The following is a 19,031-nucleotide window of genomic DNA, read 5'->3' as shown; positions in this document are numbered from 1 at the left end:
ATGTTCGATAAAATTCTGATCGCGAACCGGGGCGAAATCGCGCTGCGCGTCATCCGCGCCTGCCGCGAGATGGGCATCGCCTCTGTCGCGGTCCACTCGACCGCAGACGCCAACGCCATGCATGTGCGCATGGCGGACGAGGCTGTCTGCATCGGCCCCAATTCTAGCACTGACAGCTACCTGTCCTTCCCCGCCATCATCGCGGCCTGCGAAGTGACCGGCGCGCAGGCGATCCACCCGGGCTATGGCTTCCTGTCGGAAAACCAGAACTTCGTGCAGATCGTCGAAGATCACGGCATCACCTTTATCGGCCCCTCGGCCGAGCATATCAGCCAGATGGGCGACAAGATCACGGCCAAGGAAACCGCTGAAAAGCTAGGGATCCCCGTGGTGCCCGGCTCAGCTGGCGGCGTGCCCACCGTGGAAGACGCCAAGAAGGTCGCAGCCGACATGGGCTATCCCGTCATCATCAAAGCGACCGCCGGTGGCGGTGGCCGCGGTATGAAGGTGGCCCTGAACGAGCAAGAGATCGAGAATTCGTTCCGCACCGCGCGGTCCGAGGCCAAAGCCGCGTTTGGCAACGACGAAGTCTACATCGAGAAGTACCTGCAAAAGCCCCGCCACATCGAAATTCAGGTGTTCGGCGACGGTCAGGGCAACGGTGTGCACTTGGGCGAGCGCGACTGCTCGCTGCAGCGTCGTCACCAGAAAGTACTCGAAGAGGCCCCCGGCCCCTGCATCACCGAAGAAGAGCGCGCGCGCATCGGTAAAATCTGTGCCGACGCCATCGGCGCAATGAACTACCGTGGCGCAGGCACCATCGAGTTCCTGTACGAGAACGGCGAGTTCTACTTCATCGAGATGAACACCCGTCTGCAGGTGGAACACCCCGTGACCGAAGCCATCTTTGGCGTCGATCTGGTGCGCGAACAGATTCGCGTCGCGGCGGGTCAGAAGCTGTCGTTCACTCAGGACGAGTTGCAGATCAACGGTCACGCCATCGAGGTTCGCATTAACGCAGAGCGTCTGCCGAACTTTGCGCCTTGCCCCGGCAAGATCACCCAGTACCACGCTCCCGGCGGTCTGGGTGTGCGGATGGACAGCGCGCTCTATCAGGGCTACTCGATTCCGCCCTACTACGACAGCTTGATCGGCAAACTGATCGTGCATGGCCGCGACCGGACCGAGGCTTTGGCTCGTCTGAACCGCGCCTTGGGCGAGTTGATTGTGGATGGCGTCGACACCACCGTGCCCCTGTTCCACGCGCTGCTCGCGGAAAAGGATATTCACACCGGTGACTACGACATCCACTGGTTGGAAAAGTGGCTGGCCGCGAATTTCGGCTGATCTTTCAGGCCGCTAGACACGATTTCCAAGGGCAGGCCATTGCGCCTGCCCTTGCGCATTCCGGCGGGCGGATTAGGATTATCCTCTATGACGATCACGCCGGAACTTCTCTTGAATGCCTATGCCGCAGGTGTCTTTCCCATGTCGGAGGGCCGCGATGATCCGGACCTATTTTGGGTCGATCCCAAGATGCGCGGCATCATTCCCCTAGACGGTTTTCACATCTCGCGCAGCCTCGCCCGGCGGATCAAGCGGGGCGGGTATTCGGTATCCATCAACGGCGATTATCGCGGCGTGATGGAGGCCTGCGCAGAACGTCCAGAAACGTGGATCAACGCGGAAATTCTGGCTCTGTACACCAAGCTTCACGACATCGGATATGGCCATTCTCTCGAAATCTGGTCCGAAGACGGAGATCTGATTGGTGGGGTCTATGGCCTTGCCCTTGGCACTGCCTATTTCGGAGAGAGCATGTTCTCGCGCCGGACCGACGCGTCGAAACTGGCGCTGGCGTGGCTGGTGGACCACCTGCGCGGCGCGGGCTTTACGCTGTTTGACACGCAGTTCCTGACGCCGCACTTGGCCAGCCTTGGGGCGATAGAGATCCCTCGCGCCGAATATCACGCAAGGCTGTCCAACGCGCTGGAAAATGTTGCTGATATTTACTCTGTCCCGCTCGAAGACGATCCGTCTGCAGTGGTGCAACGCAATACCCAGACGTCATAGCGGGCGTGGTCCATCGGATTTAGCGCTGGCGATGATGCGACCATCCAGCCCTGAAAAACAGAGGCACCGTCCTGTTCGGCAATCGACAAAAATGCATAGCCTTCGCCAGCCGGATCAGCGGGCGGGTAGCGACATTCACCGAGCGCGATCGTCACGCGCCCCAGACGCGCGTATCCGCCGGTTTCAATTTCCAGATCAGTAACGGCGCCGGTAATTTTGTCCAAACCGCGCAGCAACGCGCCGGTGCCGCGCGTTGTCGCTTCTTGAGCTGCCGCGGGCAGCGACATTGCCATCAACAAAGCTGCGGCGTACCGGATCACTCGTAGCCCCCAGACACGAACTTCATCATCAGCGATACAAGGCTGATCGCGCTCTGCGTATCCTCGATCTCATCCCCAGCAGCTAGGTTATCGAGCGAGCCACCAGGCACAATCTCGATGTAGTTGCCCCCGAGCAGACCTTCGGACGCGACGGTGATCGCACTGTCATAGGGCAGTACGATCCCGTTCTGGATCTGGATTTCGGTCTCGGCGCGGAACGTGGTCGGATTCAGCTCCATGTCGCTGACGGTGCCGATTTTCACACCGGCCAAACGCACGTCGGTCCCAAGGGTAATGCCCTCGGCCGAGCGGAAGCTCGCAGTCAACGGATAGGTTGCGGACTGTCCTAGCGACAGGCCAGCCACCTGCCCTGCATACACCACAAACCCAATGGCGAGCGCCATGACGGCGCCGCCGACCAGTACTTCGGTACGGTTCTCAGCCATGATGATGCCTTACTCGGGCTGCCAGGCTTCGTAGTCCTGACGGGGTGCAGGCTCGGGGCGACGGATCGACCCTGCGGGCGCGTAGGCCAGCGGCGTACCGGTCAGGTTTTCCTGGTGCGGCTTTTCCCACTCTTTGTGGGCCAGCGGACGATCGGTCGGCGGCTCATCATAGGTGTAGTGCAGCCAACCATGCCAGTCGGGGCTGACGCGGCTTGCTTCGGCTTCGCCGTTAAAGATCACCCAGCGGCGCTTGCCACCTTCGGTTTGGTAAAAGACGTTGCCTTGCTCGTCCTCGCCCACTTTTTGCCCGTGACGGTTGGTCCAGAGCATGGTGTTCAAGGTCGCGCCGTTCCACCAGGTCACAGCTTTCAGCAGCGTGTTCAGAATACCCATAGGTGCCTCCGATCTCATTCCCTTTCGTATGGCGCAATCGCCTCGAAAGGTCCAGTCCCTTAGCCGTGAGCGAGGGCGGTAACTTCGATTTCGATGCGGTACTTGTCGTCGATCAGGCGGCATTCCACCATTGTTGCGGCCGGCGGATTCTCCCCAAAGGTTTCCGCGAGGATCGGCCAACAAGCCTCAAACTCTGCGCGGTCCGGCAGGTAGTAGTTCACGCGCACCACATCTGCAAAAGAGCTGCCCGCTTTTTCAAGGGCGCCGCCAATGACCTCGAGTGCGGATTTGCACTGCTCTTCGACCGTGTCGCCCTGCCCCACGGTGCCTGCCACATGGACGAAACCGCCCGCAACGACTGCACGGCAGTAACCGATCTTTTCCTCGAACACACCGCCGGATTTGATGCGCTTCATCTGTCTACAACCTTTTCGGGAAATGCGGCCACACTGGACCGGACAAGAAAAATGCCCGCCCCGTGGGGGCAGGCATTGGAATGTCAATGAGCCTCGGGCCTTAGCCCGCGCTGGCGCCGCCCTTCTTGGCGGTTTCGGCGTAGATCATCAGCGGCTTCGCATCCGAAGAGTTCACAGCCTCTTCGTTGACGACAACCTCTTCGACTTCGCTCATGCCGGGCAGGTCGAACATGGTATCCAGCAGGATATCTTCCATGATCGAGCGCAGACCACGTGCGCCGGTCTTGCGGGCAATCGCCTTGCGGGCAATCGCGAGCAGCGCGTCGTCGGTGAAGGTCAGCTTGGTGTCCTCCAGTTCGAACAAACGCTGGTACTGCTTGACCAGAGCGTTCTTGGGCATGGTCAGAATGGTGACCAGAGCGTCCTCGTCCAGATCCTCAAGCGTAGCGATGACCGGCAGACGGCCAACAAATTCGGGGATCAGGCCAAACTTCAGCAGATCCTCAGGCTCAAGCTCAGCGAGCAATTCGCCGACCCCTTTGGAGGTCTCGTCCCGCACATCCGCACCAAAGCCCATCGCGCTGCCTTTGCCGCGCTGCGCGATGATCTTGTCGATGCCCGCAAAGGCGCCGCCGCAGATGAACAGGATGTTGGTGGTGTCAACCTGCAGGAACTCCTGCTGGGGATGCTTGCGGCCACCCTGAGGCGGAACCGAAGCCACGGTGCCTTCCATCAGCTTCAGCAGAGCCTGCTGAACGCCCTCGCCCGAGACGTCACGGGTGATCGAGGGGTTTTCCGACTTGCGGGTGATCTTGTCGACCTCGTCGATATACACGATGCCGCGCTGCGCGCGCTCAACGTTGTATTCCGATGCCTGCAAGAGCTTCAGGATGATGTTTTCCACGTCCTCGCCCACGTAACCGGCTTCGGTCAGTGTGGTCGCATCGGCCATGGTGAACGGCACATCCAGGATACGCGCCAAGGTCTGTGCCAGCAGCGTTTTACCACAACCGGTCGGACCCAAGAGCAGGATGTTGGATTTGGACAGTTCAATCTCTGAACTACCCTGCGCGTGGTTCAGACGCTTGTAGTGGTTATGGACAGCCACCGACAAAACACGCTTGGCGCGGGCTTGACCGATCACATAGTCATCCAGAACTTCGCAAATCTCTTTGGGGGTCGGGACGCCGTCGTGCGACTTGAGCCCGCCGCCCTTCGTTTCTTCGCGGATGATGTCCATGCACAGCTCGACGCATTCATCGCAGATGAACACGGTCGGGCCGGCGATCAGCTTGCGCACCTCGTGCTGGCTCTTTCCGCAGAAAGAACAGTAGAGGGTATTTTTGCTGTCGCCGTTGCTATTGTTCGACATATCTCACCTTCTCGGCATTGTAGGTCTGTGCGGCCGATGCCGACAAAACCCCTTGGTCTTGAGCAATGCTAGGGCAGCACGCCCACCGCCACAATGTCAAATGTGCCACAGTGCGGTAATCTGTGGCACAAAACTGTTATGTTACGCCTCGTCTTCAGGCTTTGTGCGGTTTTCCACGATTTCGTCGATCAGACCCCACTCTTTGGCGTCCTCGGCCGACATGAAGTTGTCGCGCTCCAGCGCGGCTTCGACTGTTTCGTAGTCGTTACCGGTGTGCTTTACGTAAATTTCGTTAAGACGACGCTTCAGTTTCTCGGTCTCGCGGGCGTGGATCATAATGTCCGTCGCCTGCCCCTGATAGCCACCGGAGGGCTGGTGCACCATGACGCGGCTGTTCGGCAGCGAGAAACGCATGCCCTTTTCGCCAGCAGTCAGCAGGAGCGAGCCCATTGACGCAGCCTGACCGATCACGAGGGTCGAAACTTTGGGTTTGATGTACTGCATGGTGTCGTAGATCGACAGCCCCGAGGTCACAACGCCGCCGGGGCTGTTGATGTACATGCTGATCTCTTTCGAGGGGTTTTCCGCCTCGAGATGCAGCAACTGCGCTACGATCAGGCTCGACATACCGTCATGGACGGGGCCCGACAGGAAGATGATGCGTTCCTTCAGAAGGCGCGAATAGATGTCGTATGCACGCTCCCCGCGGCTGGTCTGCTCGACCACCATAGGGACCAGGGTGTTCATGTAAGTATCAATAGGATCGTGCATTTGCTGCCTCTGCCTGCTGTCGTCTCGGACACTAAAATTCAAATTAGCTCCCTGAGTCTTAGTCTCGCACCAGACCCCCTGCAAGGGGCGTGCCCTTTTTTAAACGTCTCATTTGCTCAGATATTGATCAAAACCTGTTGCGCCCTAGCCTTCGGGATAACTTTCTAAGCAATGCCCATCCCCAACAGGCTAGGCCCATGACCGACTTTTGCCCAACGCGAACAACAGCGCTGGAACGCCTGAGCGCGTTTTTACCCAAAGCTGGCAGCACTTATGCCAAGCGCCGGAACTACGACCTTGGTCCCGACCGCCACACAGAGGGCGTGTCAACACTGTCGCCCTATCTGCGGCATCGGCTGATCACCGAGGCCGAAGTTCTAGAGGCCGTGCTGGCCCGCCACAGCTTGAAGTCAGCGGAGAAGTTTGTCCAAGAAGTTTACTGGCGCACCTATTGGAAGGGCTGGCTCGAGATGCGGCCCGGGGTCTGGACCGCCTATCGCGCTGACCTGCAGCGTCAGTTGGACCGGCTGAAATCCGAGGGTGGTCTGCGCCGGATGTGGCAGGACGCCTGCGAAGGGGAAACAGGCATTGAACCGTTCGATTTTTGGGCCAAAGAGTTGGCGCAGACCGGCTATTTGCACAACCACGCACGGATGTGGTTCGCCTCGATCTGGGTATTCACCTTGGGGCTGCCGTGGTCGCTGGGGGCCGATTTCTTTATGCGGCATTTGCTGGATGGCGACCCTGCGTCGAACACCCTGTCTTGGCGCTGGGTGTCGGGCCTGCAAACGAAGGGCAAGACCTACATGGCCGCGTCATCGAACATTTCCAAATACACAGAAGGACGGTTCGGCGGCATTCACGGATTGGCTCAAGAACCGCGCATCCCAGACGCGCCTGCAGACCCCGAACGCATGCCGGTCCCGCTGACCCAGCCAGTCTCCAAAGATCTGCCGACCGCCCTTCTGGTGCATTCCGACGACCTTGCCCTTGCGGATGTGTTGAAGTCAGCGCCGCAGGTGTTGGGAACGGGCGTACTAACTGATGTGGGCCACCGCAGTCCCCTGGCCATCGCACCCCATGTCCAAGAATTCGCAACTGCCGCAATCAACGACACCCTGAACCGCTGGTCTGATCGTCTGGCGGAGCAGACGTTTCTGTCGCCCGATGCCGTGGCCGACTGGGCCGAAGGTTTGGGCGCACAGCAGATCGTCACGCCATATGCTCCTGTCGGACCTGTCGCGGATGATCTAACACGGATCGAAACGGCATTGCGCAGCAAGGGCATCACCCTGACCCGCGTGCGCAAGGACTACGACAGTGCTGCTTGGCCCCACGCCACTCACGGCTTCTTTCGGTTCAAAGAGAAAATCCCCGCACTGCTCGGGGCAATGCGGGGCATTGAGACGGTCTAGGATGGTTCGTTACTGCGCCGCCATCGGCTGGCGGGCCAGTTCGCACTGGTGCCATAGATCTTCGAGCGCGGTGACCAGACGCTCCATATCCTCGGCACTGTGCACGGGGCTGGGGGTGATCCGCAGCCGCTCGGTCCCTTTGGGAACCGTGGGGTAGTTGATGGGCTGGATGTAGACGCCATGCTCCTTTAGCAGCTTGTCCGAGATAAACTTGCACTTCACCGGATCGCCAACCATCACCGGAATGATGTGGCTGGGGTTCGGGATGTGGGGGATGCCGATCTGGTCCAGCTTGGCCCGCAGTTCCGCCACACGCGCTTGCTGCAACTCCCGCTCCGCACTGCTGTCTTTCAGGTGCCGGATCGAGGCCGCCGCCCCCGCCGCGACTGCAGGCGGCAAAGCGGTGGTAAAAATAAAGCCGCTCGCGAAACTACGCACGAAATCCACCATCTCGGCGGTGCCGGTAATGTAACCGCCCACGACGCCAAAGGCTTTGCCCAAAGTGCCCTGAATGATGTCGACACGGTCCATCACGCCATCGCGCTCTGCCACGCCACCACCACGGGGACCATACATGCCGACGGCGTGCACTTCGTCCAGATAGGTCAGCGCGCCGAACTCCTCGGCCAGATCGCAAATCTCGGCGATCGGGCCGATGTCACCGTCCATCGAGTAGACGGATTCGAACGCGATGATCTTGGGCTGATCTTTGGGCAGAGCCTCAAGATGCGCCCGCAAGTCATTCAGATCGTTGTGTTTCCAGATCACTCGCTGCGCGCGAGAGTGGCGCATCCCTTCGATCATAGAGGCGTGGTTCAGCGCGTCCGACAGGATCACGCAATCGGGAATTTTCGCGGCCAGAGTGCCCAAGGCAGCCCAGTTCGACACGTACCCGCTGGTGAACAAAAGCGCCGCCTCTTTGCCGTGCAGATCAGCGAGCTCGCCTTCCAGAAGCACGTGATCATGGGTTGTGCCAGAGATATTTCGCGTGCCGCCCGCGCCCGCGCCGCAGCGGTCCAGCGCGTCATGCATGGCGGTCAGAACTTTGGGATGCTGGCCCATGCCCAGATAATCATTCGAACACCAGATCGTCACAGGACGTTCCGCGCCATCATCATCACGGTGTGTTGCGTGGGGGAAGTCTCCGGTGTGCCGCTCCAGATCGGCAAAGTGACGGTAATTCCCTTGGTCACGCAGATCATTCAGCGCGCCGGTAAAAAACTTCTGGTAGTTCATCGTCCCTCTTTCATGAGTGGGGTGACGCATTTCCGCGCCACCCTGCCGGTTTCGGGCGTTTTATCCGAACATATCTGCCGTGATGCCTGCATACCAACCAACGGACTCCTCGTAGGTTGTTTTACGCAGAGCCGCATCTTCGCCGGTCTGGCTTATAAATCCATCGACTTTGGCTATTTTTTCATCAGTCGCTTCATAGGTCGCACCGACTTTGACGCCGTCATCGGTGTCGATCAGTGACCAGCAAGTGTTCGAGAACTTCGCAGGGAAGACCTTGGAGCCGGTCAACGCGCCGCGCACAGCCATCGCCGCAACCTTGGCCTGAGAGTTCGCCGAGAAGCCCGACTTGGGCATGTCGCCCTGCGAGCAAGCATCGCCAAGGACGTGGATATTTTCGTCGATCTTGCTCTGCATAGTGTGGCCGGTCACGGGGGCCCAGTTGCCCTCGGTCACGCCTGCCATCTCGCAGATTTTGCCGGCTTTCATCGCGGGGATCACGTTGCAGACGTCCGCTTTGATCACTTCGCCGTCCACGTTCACAGTCATCTCGTCGGGGTTCACCTCGACATTGGCACCGCCGAAATCGGGACCGATGCGTTCAACCATGCCGGAATAGTGCTTGCCCCAGCCTTCTTCGAACAGCGCCTGCTTCGAGAATTTCTCTTTGGGATCAACGATGATGATCTTGGCCTTGGGGTTATTGGCCTTGAGCGTGTGCGCGACCATGCTGACCCGTTCGTAGGGGCCAGGGGGGCAGCGGTAGGGGTTCGGCGGGGCAACCATGACAAAGGTCCCGCCTTCGGGCATCGCGTTGATCTGAGCGCGCAGCAGTTCGGTCTGGCTGCCGCCTTTGTAGGCGTGAGGCATCGCGTTCTGGGCCATGGTCGACCAACCGGGCACCGCACCATCGACGAAATCAATACCAGGGCTCAGGACCAGACGGTCGTAGGGGACAGAGCCACCACCGGCCAGCGCTACAGTCTTGGCGTCGCGGTCGATGCCAATTGCCCAATCATGGACGACATTCACACCGCCTGCGGCCAGATTGCCGTAAGAATGGCCAAGGCTGTCCATCTCGCGAAAGCCGCCCAAATAGAGGTTCGAGAAGAAACAGGTGTAGTACTGGCGTGTGGGTTCGATCAGCGTCACGTCGATCTCGCCCTTGCTGTCCTTGGCGACATAACGCGCGACGGTAGCCCCGCCTGCGCCGCCCCCGATCACGACAACCCGCGGCTTGGTATTGGCGCGCAGTGCTGGCGCCCCGAGCGTCGCGGTTGCCGCGCCTGCAGCAATGAACGAACGTCTGTTCAATTTCATAGTTCTTCCTCCCTAGATGTGCGGCCCGAACGGTGTTGTGTTCTTAGTCTCCGAGGTCCGCGAAATACGCAGCCAAGGCCGCGATCTCTTCGTCCGACAACCGCCCTGCCATCATTTGCATGACGGGATGAGGCCGGATCTTTTTCTTGTAGGCATGCATGGCGACAACGAAATCTTCGGTCGGCCAGCCCGTGACAGACGGGATGCCCTGGTCACTGCCATTTCTCTGATGGCATGTGCTGCATTCACTTGAGAGATATTCTCCGTAGGCGGGGTCCCCGACGATAGCCAGCACTTCGGCTGGGAGCTCTACCTCTTTGGATAGGGCCGTTGGTTGAGCTTCGGGAATATCCTGCGGGCTATCCGAGAACTGGCGCAGATAGGCCAGAACATCATGGCGGTCCTGCTCCTCTTTCAGGCCGCGGAAGTTCATGCGCGTATCGCTGACCAGCGCCTTGGGGTTGTCGAGATAAGCATCAAGATGCTCATAGTCCCAGACTAGCCCGTTTTTACCTTCACGCACGAGTCCCTTGGAATAGCGCGCGCCTTCGACTGTGCCCGCCGTCCGACCAAAGATGCCGTTAAGCTGGGGGCCAACCTTGTTTTTGGCCCCTGCCCCGACTGCGTGGCAGCTGGCGCACTTCCTAAAGATCTTCTCGCCATTCGCGGCATCACCCAAGGGCGCTGCGATCTCTTCGGCGTGGGCTTGATGCACGAAAGCAGCGGCGATGACCGCCGCTGCCTTGAAGTATGTCGCAATCCGCTTCATGGATCACTGACCAAAGGTCTTGAGGTATTCGATGACAGCCGCCACGTCGCCCTCTTTCTTGAGACCTGCAAAGGACATCTTGGTGCCTTTGATCTCTGCCTTGGGCTTCGCGATGAAGGCTGCCAGGCGCTCTGGCGTCCATTCTCCACCGTAATCGACCATCGCGCCCGAGTACTTGAACCCGTCTGCAGCGGCGACTGCACGGCCAACGATACCGTTCAACTGCGGGCCAGAGCCATTCTTGGCGCCATCACCAACCTTGTGGCAGGCTTTGCACTTCTTGAAGACTTTCTCGCCCTTGTCGGCCAGCGCCTGATCAATCGCCATTGCAGGCGCGGCTGCCGGAGCCTCTTCTGCGGGGGCCGGATCAGCGGCTGCGACCTGAACAGGCTCTTCTTCGGGGGCGGCGAGCGCCTCTTCGGTCACCTCTTCGTCAGGGGTCACGTCCAGCACGGTGGCGCGCTTAGTGATCTCGACGGTGTCCTTGCAATTTTCCATGCAGGGCTCGGCGCGCCAGATCGCGTATTCACTCTCTTCGCGGTCATCGATGATGAAGCCATCCGCATTGGGCAGCACGATCTCGGTGAAGTTCTCGTGCGACAGAACGAAGTCATCCTCGACCAGATAGTTGGAATAGAGGATGTACGCGACGATGCCGTAAACCTCGTCCGGGGTTAGGCTCTGAGCGTTGCCAAAGGGCATGGAGCGGTTCACATAGTCCCATGCGGTCGACAGGTGGGGCCAGTAGCTGCCAATCGTCTTCAGCGGATCTTCGTCCGCCAGACTGTCCTCGCCGCCAGCCAGTTTGGGCCAATTGCCCCGACCTTCGGCAAAGTCACCGTGGCAGACGGCGCAGTTCTCGATGAACACCTCTTCGCCCGTGAAAACGTCGCCAGAACCGACCGGCAGGCCGGTGCCATCAGGGCTGACATCCAGATCCCACGCGGCGATCTCTTCTTCCAATGCGGGACGGCCCAGACCAAAGGGCGCGTCCGCATAAGCTGCAGCCGCCTGAGCGCGGGCAATCAACGCGAAATCGGGATCACTATCGGCCGCCATGCGGTCGTAGCTTTCGGCATGATCAGGGATCAAGCGATCCGCAAAGTTCAGCGCCACCGTCAGCATCAGAACGGTGCCGACCGCCGAGCCTGCATAGAGTTTAAGAGACTTCGACATTTTCTGCCTCCCCGTTCGATTTCACATGCCATGTCTGGATGCAGTTGTTGTGGTAGACCGAGTTCAGGCCACGCACTTCGCGCAGTTGCGCCTTGGTGGGCTGCACGTATCCGGTTTCGTCCATCGCGCGGGATTGCAGCAGCATTTCGCTGCCGTCCCAGTTGATGTCCAGATAGAAGCGGGACAGCGCCTTGTCGCCAGCCTCGGACGCGAGGCGCGCCTGCTGCCATGTCTTGCCGCCATCGGTGGATACGTCCACGCGCTTGATCTTGCCGTGGCCGGACCATGCCAGACCGGTGATGACCAGAGGGCCGGGGCCGTGCTTGATCGGCGACTGGGGGCTGGGGCTGGTGACAACCGATTTGGCGTCCATGACCCAAGTCCACTTGCGGCTGGTGCCATCCGCCAGCGTGTCGGTGTATTTGCTGGTTTCCTCACGGCTTTCAACGGCTTGGGTGGTGACCTCAATGCGGCGCAACCACTTGACCCACATGTTGCCTTCCCAACCGGGAACGACCAAACGCACGGGGTAGCCATGCTCTTTGCGCAGGGCCTCGCCGTTGGCTTTGAAGGCGACCAGAACGTCGTCCAGCGCCTTGTCCATCGGGATAGAGCGGCCGTTCGACGACGCATCCGCGCCCTCAACGTAAACCCATTTGCCCTCGGTCTGGATACCGGCCTCGTTCAAGAGCGTCCGCAGGGGCACGCCGGTGTATTCCATGTTGTGGATCATACCGTGGGTGAACTGCGCGCCGTTCAGCTGCGCGCCCGCCCATTCCATACCGGTGTTCGCCGCGCATTCGCAGAAGTACACGTGCTGCTCGCGGGGGAAGCGTTCCAGATCCGCGTAGGTAAAGACCAGCGGACGGTCGACCAGACCGTTGATCATCAGGCGGTAATCATCCTTGGACAGCTCGATCGCGCCTGAGTGGTGGCGTTCGAACGCGCAGCCCTGCGGGGTGATCGTGCCGTCCAGCGCATGGATGGGCGTAAAGTTGATCGAGCTGATCGGGTCCGCGGTCAGCCACGGCACGTTGCGGCGCACCACGTCGGTTTCGAACCGGATGGGCATGCCATAGGGGGTGGCGTCCACGCCATCGCCCAAGCCTTGTGCCCATTCCTGAACTTCGGTGATCAGCGGATCGGGAGTTTCGGCACGGGCGCCAGTAGCGGCCCCTGCCCCGATGGCAGCCGCTCCGGCCAGAAACTGGCGACGCGAAGCCTTGGGTCCCTTGAAGCTGGATGTCATGTCCTTTGCTCCTTTTCTCAGATCAAAGAATTCATCTTCGTGAATTCTTTGGGGTAAAAAAATTTGGTTCCGATGGGCGCCTTACGCGCCCACCACCTGCACGCTGGTGTTGGGCTCGACCACGACGGTGCCCTTGTTGCGGATGTGGGTTTCGACCACGTCCCAAATATCGGGGCCTTCGGTGCCCTCGTTCACGCTTGCCCAACCGGCAACGACGTAATTCTTTGACGGATCCAGCTTCTCGCCGGTCTTCAGCAAGGTCAGTTCGCTGATGCGGCTGCCTTGGGGTTTGCTGATGTCGATCCGGTAGCCCAAACCGCCCATGCGCACCATGTCCCCGCCCTGCTGATAATAGGGGTTCGGGTTAAAGATGTTGTCGGCCACATCTTCCATGATGGTATGGATGAACTCGCCGCTCATCTCGGTGCGGTAAGCCTTGGGGTAAGTCATCGAGGTGACGTTCCACAGATCCTCGCGGGTGATCGCCTGACCCGGCAGAACCGAAGGACCCCAGCGCACGCCGGGCGACATGGCGATATCCGCATCGCGTTCGGTCAGCAGCGCATCACAAATCAGGTCATCCCACGTGCCGTTGAAGTTGCCACGGCGGTACAGCAGGGAGTCTGTGTGGCCAAGGACTTCGGACAGGGTGGACTCAAAGGGGGCCCGCTGCTCGTCAATCAGCGCGGCAACCTCGGCGTCCGGTGTGATGACATCCGAGAAGATCGGGATCAGCTTGTGACGGAAGCCCATCATGCGGCCATCGCGAATGTCCAGATCGACGCGGCTGACAAACTTGCCGTTCGAGCCAGAGGCCACGATGATCGTCTCACCCACCAAGACAGGCTCGGGCAGCGCATCGTGGGTGTGACCTGACAGGATCACGTCGATGCCGGTGACAAGGCTGGCCATGTGGCGGTCTACGTCGAAACCGTTGTGCGACAGAACCACAACCACGTCCGCGCCCATGCCGCGCACTTCGTCGACCATCGCCTGCATGTTCTCGTCACGGATGCCGAATGCGTATTCAGGGAACATCCAGCCGGGGTTCGCGATGGGCATGTAGGGGAAGGCCTGACCGATCACGGCCACCTTCGCGCCGCCACGCTCAAAGAATTTGTAGGGCTTGAACAGTTCAGCAGGTTCGTCCCACTCGGCGTCGAAAATGTTCTGCGCCAGCGAGTCAAACGGCAGACCCGAGACCAGTTCGTTCACACGCTCGGAGCCCAGAGTGAATTCCCAGTGGAAGGTCATCGCATCCGGCTTTAGCGCGTTCATCACGTTGACCATGTCCTGCCCCTGCGTGTGGTAGCAGGTATACGAGCCATGCCATGTGTCACCGCCGTCCAGCAGGATCGCATCGGGACGGTCGGCGCGGATCGCATTGATCACGGTTGCGACACGGTCCAGACCACCCATCTTGCCATAGGTTTTGCCCAAAGCGGCAAAGTCGTTGTAGGTCAGCGCGTAGTGGTTGGGCGAGCCGTCATTGATGCCGTACAGCTTGCGGAAATCCGCGCCGGTCACGTGGGGCACCTTGCCGTTCACGTCACCCACGCCGATGTTCACTTCGGGTTCGCGGAAGTAGATCGGCTTCAGCTGTGCATGGATATCGGTGACGTGGATCAGCGACACATTCCCGAAGGTATCAAACTGTAGCAGCTGGTCCTGCGTCAGAGCTTGCTGCGCGGCCAAGCGGCTCCAGTTGCCAAAGCCCGACGCTCCGACCAGTGCGGAGGCGGCCATGCTGGCCTGAAGAAAATCGCGGCGGGAAATCATGTGTGACAGGCTCCGGTTCTGAGATCAATTTTGACAAAGGCTCCCTGCCCCGTGCAATCGATGCACGGGCCAAGGAGAAGGTTGGATTGTGTTTATAGTTGGTTAGTTCCGCACCGACGGTCCTTCGACCGACAGTCCGTTGCCGCGCGATGCGACATACAGCTCCAGAGCCACGAATTCGGGGCTGCCGGGCGAGAAGGTTTCCGCGCGGGTGTCACGGACACAGCCTTTGAAGCGCGCGTGAACCGAGTTCAGCTTGGCGTTCTTCAGGCGGTAGGCCGGGAAGCCGTTGATCTGGCCCTGCGACAGGTGGTCTGCGCGGATCAGATTGTCGTAGTTGTCTTCGTGGCAGTTCGCGCAGGACAGTTCCAGCTGGCCGGTGCGGGTGTAGTAGAGCTCTTTGCCCTGCTCCCACGTTGCCTGAGCGGGACCGTCAATCGCGACGTTCACAGGCAGACCGCGCGACACAGCCGACATAAGGGCAACCATGTTGGTCATGTCACCCGACGTGTATCCCAGCGCCTCGGCCCCCATGTTTTCAGTACGGCAGGCGTTGATCTGCATCTCCATAGTGCGGACTTCGCCAGCGTCTTCGTTCCACTTGGGATACACGGCTTTGACACCGGCCATATCCTCGGGCGCGCCGTGGCAGGAGGCACAGCTCTTACCTTCGGACCCCTCGGCGGTGTCCCACGCTTCGCGGGCGTCGTCGACAAAGATCATACCGGGGTTATCGAAGTCATCGCGCTGCAGATCTTGGGTCTCGTGCGAGCGGAATTCCCAGCCGGACTGGATCGTGTCGATCATGTCCATGTGGGCGGGCGCGGCGGTGTTGGTGACGATTTCGAGATCGCCGTTCACCACCAGCGGGTCGGTCGGATCGGTTGCCTGCGCAGCCGTCGCCAGAGCGAAGGTGCTTGCGGCAAAACCCAACGCGATCATCGCCTTGCTTTTGATTTGCTTGGTCATGGTTTCCTCCCTGAAGCCAGAAAGCGGGGCGACAAAGTTATGCTCTTTGCGCGCCCCGCCCTGTCGCATTAGCCGATCGCTACCGGCTTGGTCTCTTCGTAGACGTCGCCGTCATCGTCGTACCAAGTGAATTTGAAGTCGCCTGCCTCGGGGACGGTTGCTTCGAATTCGAAGTAGGGGTTGGTCGAAATCGCAGGCTCCATGGTCACGTCCACAACCATCTGGCCGTTGAACTCGCAGGTGAAGCGATTGATGATCGAGCGCGGGATCACGTTGCCGCTGCTATCCTTGCGCTGACCGGACTCCATGGGGTGGCTGATCAGGGTCTTGAGGGTGATGGTTTCACCAGCCGATGCGGACTTGGGAACCTTAACGCGGGGGCGTACACCAGATGCCATTTTAGGTCTCTCCTCAGAAAATCTATGTGTCTCGACAGGTCGCGGGCGTTAGCCGCCACAGCCGCCGATGGTCACTTTGACGGTGGATGCTGCGCGGGCGAACGAGCCGTCTTCGAACTTGGCGATCGCAACGACGTCCTGCGTGCCAGCCAGACGGATGCGGGTGGTTGCGGCATGGGAACCGGCCAGCGGACCAAAGTTGAACTGCGCCACGCCAGGGGTCGGGTTGCCGGTTGCCAGAACCAGAATGCTGGCTGCGCCAGGTGCATCGACGGTGATCGGAACGGTGTTGCCGTTTTCCGCGATTTCGGGCGCGGTCAGGGTGACGCCCTCGGCCTTCATGTCTGCGCCGCCTGTGAACTCGGCAATTTTGTCATCGGCCGAAGCCGCAACGCGGAAGGGAAGTACGGTCAGAGCGGCCGCACCAAGGCCCAGTGCGATAGTGTCGCGTCGGGTGAATTCCATTTCTCTCTCCTTAAATCCGGGTCGCTTACTGCTCTTTGAGCGTCATCAGGTAAGCGACGACATCCTCGACTTCCTGCGCGGTCAGCAGGGGGGTCAGTGCTTCGGTCGGGGCTTTGCCGGTGTAGGCATTGCCGGGGCGGATGTAGCCGTCGTTCTTGTAGAACGCGGGCATGATCGTGCCCTCAAAAGTCATTTTCGCGTTCGCGACGAGGCCGCGAAGTTCTGCTTCGTTCCAGCGGTCGGCAACACCATCAAGGGTCGGTCCAACTTCGCCGTGGAACGGCACGTCCGACATCGCCGAAACAGCGTGGCACGCAACGCAGTTGCCCTTGCCGCGGTTCGCCATAATCTTGACGCCGTTTTCTGGATCACCAGCCTGACCGGTCAACGAGGTCGCGACTTCACCATATTCCGAGAACTCGACATCTGCCGGGGCAACGGGTGCCGCCATTGCGATGCCAGCAGTGCAAGCGGCGACTGCCGCAAGTGCAATTGAAAGCTTCATGTTTCCTCCCTAGCTACCATTCTTCCGCTGGTAGGCTCCGTATACTGTAGAACACCGCGCATCTTTTACGCAACAACAAATTCAACTAAGTGAATTTACTGATATGTTGCAGTGCAGCATTCTTCCGGCTGCACTTCTGTTTACTCTGTCAACTTGCGTTGCAGGTATTTCTGGAACGGTTCTCCAGAGGTGTAACCCTCTTCAAGAATCCAGTGCAACATATTGAAAGTTGTACCTTTTCCAAAGGCTCCGGGCATCTGCGCCACCGCCGCTTTGGGGGCTGAAACGCCCTCCTCTACCTCCTCGGGAAAGAACATCATTGTTGGGGTGAACAGAACACCCCAACTTTGGATCATGTCCTTCTCCGAAAGGGTAGTTCCGTCGAAATCGGTGACTTCGACGTCCCCAAACATGTTGAGCTGCACAACAAAGAAGTCCTCCTGCAACAGGGATTCGATGTCTGGGTCAACAAAGACTTCCTCGTGCATTTTCTTACAATAAATGCAGCCGCGCTGCTCGATGATCACCATCAGGCGTTTGCCCTCGGCGCTGGCTTCATCCAGATCTTCGCGCAGGTCTTTGAAGGTGTCGTGCATCCAGTCCGCCTTGTGCAGACCATCGTCGCCCATCTCGGCCGCCATGACGGATGTGGACAGGCACAGCGCCGCCCCAATGGCGGTTAATCGTTTCAGCATAGTCTTCCTCCCAGATAACAAGCGGCCCCTCCTCGGGCCGCAGCACAGGGTGTTCGCCTCACCCCAAGGATGTGAAAGACGGGAACCACTCGATCATCGCCGCCGCGATCAGGTTCACCGCATTTGTCGCTATCAGAACGGCAAAGACGATGAGCATCACGCCCATCACCTTTTCCACGTAGCCCAGATATTTTCGGTTGCGCTGCGCCCATGCCAGAAACGGTCCGGCAAACAGAGCGGCCACAATAAAGGGCGCGGTCATCCCGATCCCGTAGACAAACAGCAGCGCCCCGCCCTGCCACAAATCGCCCATGCCGCTAGCCACCATCAGGATCGACGCCAGCGCAGGGCCGACGCAGGGCGTCCACCCGAACCCAAAGGCCAACCCCATGACATAAGCCCCGCCTACGGACGCCGGATTGGCAGAGCTTTCGACCCGCGCTTCGCGGTACAGAAGGCCAATCCGCAGAACGCCAAGAAAGTGCAACCCAAAGACAAACAGGATCGCCGCCGCCACGTAACTGAGCGGCTGCTTCCATTGGGCAAAGGCCTGCCCCACCGCCGTCGCGCCCATCCCAAGAAGGACGAATATTGTGGTGACCCCTAACGCAAAGGCGATTGCAGATCGGATCAAACGGGCCCGGGCCCCTGCCGCAATCACGCCATCGCCGCGCAGTTCCGCAACCGACAGACCAGCCATATAACTGAGGTAAAACGGGACCATAGGCAGGATGCACGGCGTGAAAAACGACAGCAAACCCGCCAGCAATGCCCCCATGTAGGTGACATCCAACATGCAATATTCCTTGATTTATTCAAATATTTGATTACATGCTTGCCAGAAGCTGTCAATTGGATTGATCGCATGCCGCATCTATTTACCAACGCCCTCTTGGCGGGTGTAATCGCACTCGCCCCTTTGCCTGCCGCTGCCGCTGAACTGGTGATGGTCGAGCAAGTGGGCTGCGCCTATTGCGAGCTTTGGCACAAGCAGGTCGGCCACATCTATCCGGTCGCCGCTGTCTCGGATGCAGCGCCCCTGCGCACGGTCCAGCTCAGTGAAATCAAAGACGCAGGGTTTGAAATTACCCGCCCCGTCGTCTTTACTCCGACTTTTCTGCTAGTTGACGACGGTCAGGAACTGGCAAGACTAGAAGGATACGCAGGCGAAGATTTCTTTTGGCCCTTGGTCGAGAAAATGGTCGCCGAACACGCCGGTTTCCCCCTCTCAGACACCGCTTCCGGCAGCGGTTCGTGATGTAAGTTA

22 protein-coding genes are annotated in these 19,031 nt (G+C 59.6%); 4 read left to right on the top strand and 18 right to left on the bottom strand.

Translation table 11 applies throughout. From position 1 onward, the window contains the following. On the top strand, positions 1–1,347 hold the full coding sequence (accC, locus tag AB9K37_RS13890) for an acetyl-CoA carboxylase biotin carboxylase subunit (protein ID WP_072706645.1): 1,347 nt from the start codon (positions 1–3) through the stop codon (positions 1,345–1,347). A gap of 87 nt (positions 1,348–1,434) precedes the next feature. Continuing rightward, positions 1,435–2,073 carry a leucyl/phenylalanyl-tRNA--protein transferase gene (aat, locus tag AB9K37_RS13885; RefSeq protein WP_369839910.1) on the top strand — a complete coding sequence of 213 codons (639 nt, stop codon included), beginning with the start codon at positions 1,435–1,437 and terminating at the stop codon, positions 2,071–2,073. On the opposite strand, the gene AB9K37_RS13880 is transcribed toward aat, so the two are convergent. From AB9K37_RS13880 to AB9K37_RS13855, 6 genes are all read right to left on the bottom strand, one after another. Beyond that, the gene (locus AB9K37_RS13880; RefSeq protein WP_369839907.1) at positions 2,010–2,393 is read right to left on the bottom strand and encodes a DUF2155 domain-containing protein; all 384 of its coding nucleotides are present in this window, start codon (positions 2,391–2,393) and stop codon (positions 2,010–2,012) included. The two genes, aat and AB9K37_RS13880, sit on opposite strands and share 64 nt — an antisense overlap. Further along, the gene (gene mlaD, locus AB9K37_RS13875; RefSeq protein WP_369839904.1) at positions 2,390–2,839 is read right to left on the bottom strand and encodes an outer membrane lipid asymmetry maintenance protein MlaD; all 450 of its coding nucleotides are present in this window, start codon (positions 2,837–2,839) and stop codon (positions 2,390–2,392) included. The genes AB9K37_RS13880 and mlaD overlap by 4 nt, the downstream gene beginning before the upstream one ends. Before the next feature lie 9 nt (positions 2,840–2,848). Then, entirely contained in the window at positions 2,849–3,232 is a 384-nt protein-coding gene (locus AB9K37_RS13870) for an NADH:ubiquinone oxidoreductase subunit NDUFA12 (RefSeq protein WP_072706648.1), read from the bottom strand. A gap of 59 nt (positions 3,233–3,291) precedes the next feature. Next, the gene (locus tag AB9K37_RS13865) at positions 3,292–3,648 is read right to left on the bottom strand and encodes a RidA family protein (RefSeq protein WP_092464355.1); all 357 of its coding nucleotides are present in this window, start codon (positions 3,646–3,648) and stop codon (positions 3,292–3,294) included. Between the two features lie 100 nt (positions 3,649–3,748). Next, positions 3,749–5,020: an ATP-dependent Clp protease ATP-binding subunit ClpX gene (clpX, locus tag AB9K37_RS13860; protein ID WP_072706650.1), complete on the bottom strand. Its 1,272-nt coding sequence runs from the start codon at positions 5,018–5,020 to the stop codon at positions 3,749–3,751. Positions 5,021–5,161: 141 nt separating this feature from the next. Then, positions 5,162–5,791 (bottom strand): ATP-dependent Clp protease proteolytic subunit, encoded by a 630-nt coding sequence (locus tag AB9K37_RS13855; protein WP_072706651.1) that lies wholly within the window; start codon positions 5,789–5,791, stop codon positions 5,162–5,164. Between the two features lie 197 nt (positions 5,792–5,988). Here AB9K37_RS13855 and AB9K37_RS13850 point away from each other — a divergent pair, with 197 nt between their 5' ends. Then, the gene (locus AB9K37_RS13850) at positions 5,989–7,206 is read left to right on the top strand and encodes an FAD-binding domain-containing protein (RefSeq protein WP_369839898.1); all 1,218 of its coding nucleotides are present in this window, start codon (positions 5,989–5,991) and stop codon (positions 7,204–7,206) included. Positions 7,207–7,215: 9 nt separating this feature from the next. Here AB9K37_RS13850 and hemA read toward each other — a convergent pair whose 3' ends face one another. The 12 genes from hemA to AB9K37_RS13790 form a co-directional block, all read right to left on the bottom strand. After that, positions 7,216–8,442, bottom strand: coding sequence for a 5-aminolevulinate synthase (hemA, locus tag AB9K37_RS13845; protein WP_369839895.1), 1,227 nt, complete (start codon positions 8,440–8,442; stop codon positions 7,216–7,218). Positions 8,443–8,502: 60 nt separating this feature from the next. Further along, complete coding sequence (locus AB9K37_RS13840; RefSeq protein ID WP_369839893.1) at positions 8,503–9,759, bottom strand: FCSD flavin-binding domain-containing protein; 1,257 nt, start codon at positions 9,757–9,759, stop codon at positions 8,503–8,505. A gap of 43 nt (positions 9,760–9,802) precedes the next feature. Next, on the bottom strand, positions 9,803–10,528 hold the full coding sequence (locus AB9K37_RS13835; protein WP_369839890.1) for a c-type cytochrome: 726 nt from the start codon (positions 10,526–10,528) through the stop codon (positions 9,803–9,805). A 3-nt stretch (positions 10,529–10,531) separates the two neighbouring features. Further along, a complete protein-coding gene (locus AB9K37_RS13830) occupies positions 10,532–11,704 on the bottom strand; it encodes a c-type cytochrome (protein ID WP_369839887.1) in 1,173 nt (390 codons plus the stop codon). Next, a complete protein-coding gene (gene soxC, locus AB9K37_RS13825) occupies positions 11,688–12,953 on the bottom strand; it encodes a sulfite dehydrogenase (protein ID WP_369839884.1) in 1,266 nt (421 codons plus the stop codon). Before soxC ends, AB9K37_RS13830 begins: the two co-directional genes overlap by 17 nt. 81 nt (positions 12,954–13,034) lie before the next feature. Then, entirely contained in the window at positions 13,035–14,732 is a 1,698-nt protein-coding gene (gene soxB, locus AB9K37_RS13820) for a thiosulfohydrolase SoxB (RefSeq protein WP_369839881.1), read from the bottom strand. Positions 14,733–14,834: 102 nt separating this feature from the next. Further along, on the bottom strand, positions 14,835–15,701 hold the full coding sequence (soxA, locus tag AB9K37_RS13815; RefSeq protein ID WP_369839878.1) for a sulfur oxidation c-type cytochrome SoxA: 867 nt from the start codon (positions 15,699–15,701) through the stop codon (positions 14,835–14,837). A 68-nt stretch (positions 15,702–15,769) separates the two neighbouring features. After that, positions 15,770–16,099 (bottom strand): thiosulfate oxidation carrier complex protein SoxZ, encoded by a 330-nt coding sequence (gene soxZ / locus AB9K37_RS13810; protein WP_369839875.1) that lies wholly within the window; start codon positions 16,097–16,099, stop codon positions 15,770–15,772. A gap of 48 nt (positions 16,100–16,147) precedes the next feature. Continuing rightward, positions 16,148–16,564, bottom strand: a complete 417-nt coding sequence (soxY, locus tag AB9K37_RS13805) for a thiosulfate oxidation carrier protein SoxY (RefSeq protein WP_369839873.1) — start codon at positions 16,562–16,564, stop codon at positions 16,148–16,150. Positions 16,565–16,589: 25 nt separating this feature from the next. Beyond that, positions 16,590–17,069, bottom strand: a complete 480-nt coding sequence (gene soxX, locus AB9K37_RS13800) for a sulfur oxidation c-type cytochrome SoxX (RefSeq protein WP_369839870.1) — start codon at positions 17,067–17,069, stop codon at positions 16,590–16,592. Positions 17,070–17,209: 140 nt separating this feature from the next. Beyond that, positions 17,210–17,764: a thioredoxin family protein gene (locus AB9K37_RS13795; RefSeq protein ID WP_369839867.1), complete on the bottom strand. Its 555-nt coding sequence runs from the start codon at positions 17,762–17,764 to the stop codon at positions 17,210–17,212. Between the two features lie 58 nt (positions 17,765–17,822). Then, entirely contained in the window at positions 17,823–18,560 is a 738-nt protein-coding gene (locus tag AB9K37_RS13790; protein WP_369839865.1) for a cytochrome c biogenesis CcdA family protein, read from the bottom strand. A gap of 69 nt (positions 18,561–18,629) precedes the next feature. On the opposite strand from AB9K37_RS13790, the gene AB9K37_RS13785 reads away from it, so the two are divergent. Further along, a complete protein-coding gene (locus AB9K37_RS13785; RefSeq protein ID WP_369839862.1) occupies positions 18,630–19,022 on the top strand; it encodes a hypothetical protein in 393 nt (130 codons plus the stop codon). The last annotated feature ends 9 nt before the right edge of the window (positions 19,023–19,031 follow it).

Origin of the sequence: Donghicola sp. XS_ASV15 (genome assembly GCF_041224595.1) — a bacterium.
GTDB lineage: Bacteria > Pseudomonadota > Alphaproteobacteria > Rhodobacterales > Rhodobacteraceae > Donghicola.
The sequence above is the reverse complement of the archived record's forward strand: the minus strand, read 5'-3'. Positions and strand labels throughout refer to the sequence as shown.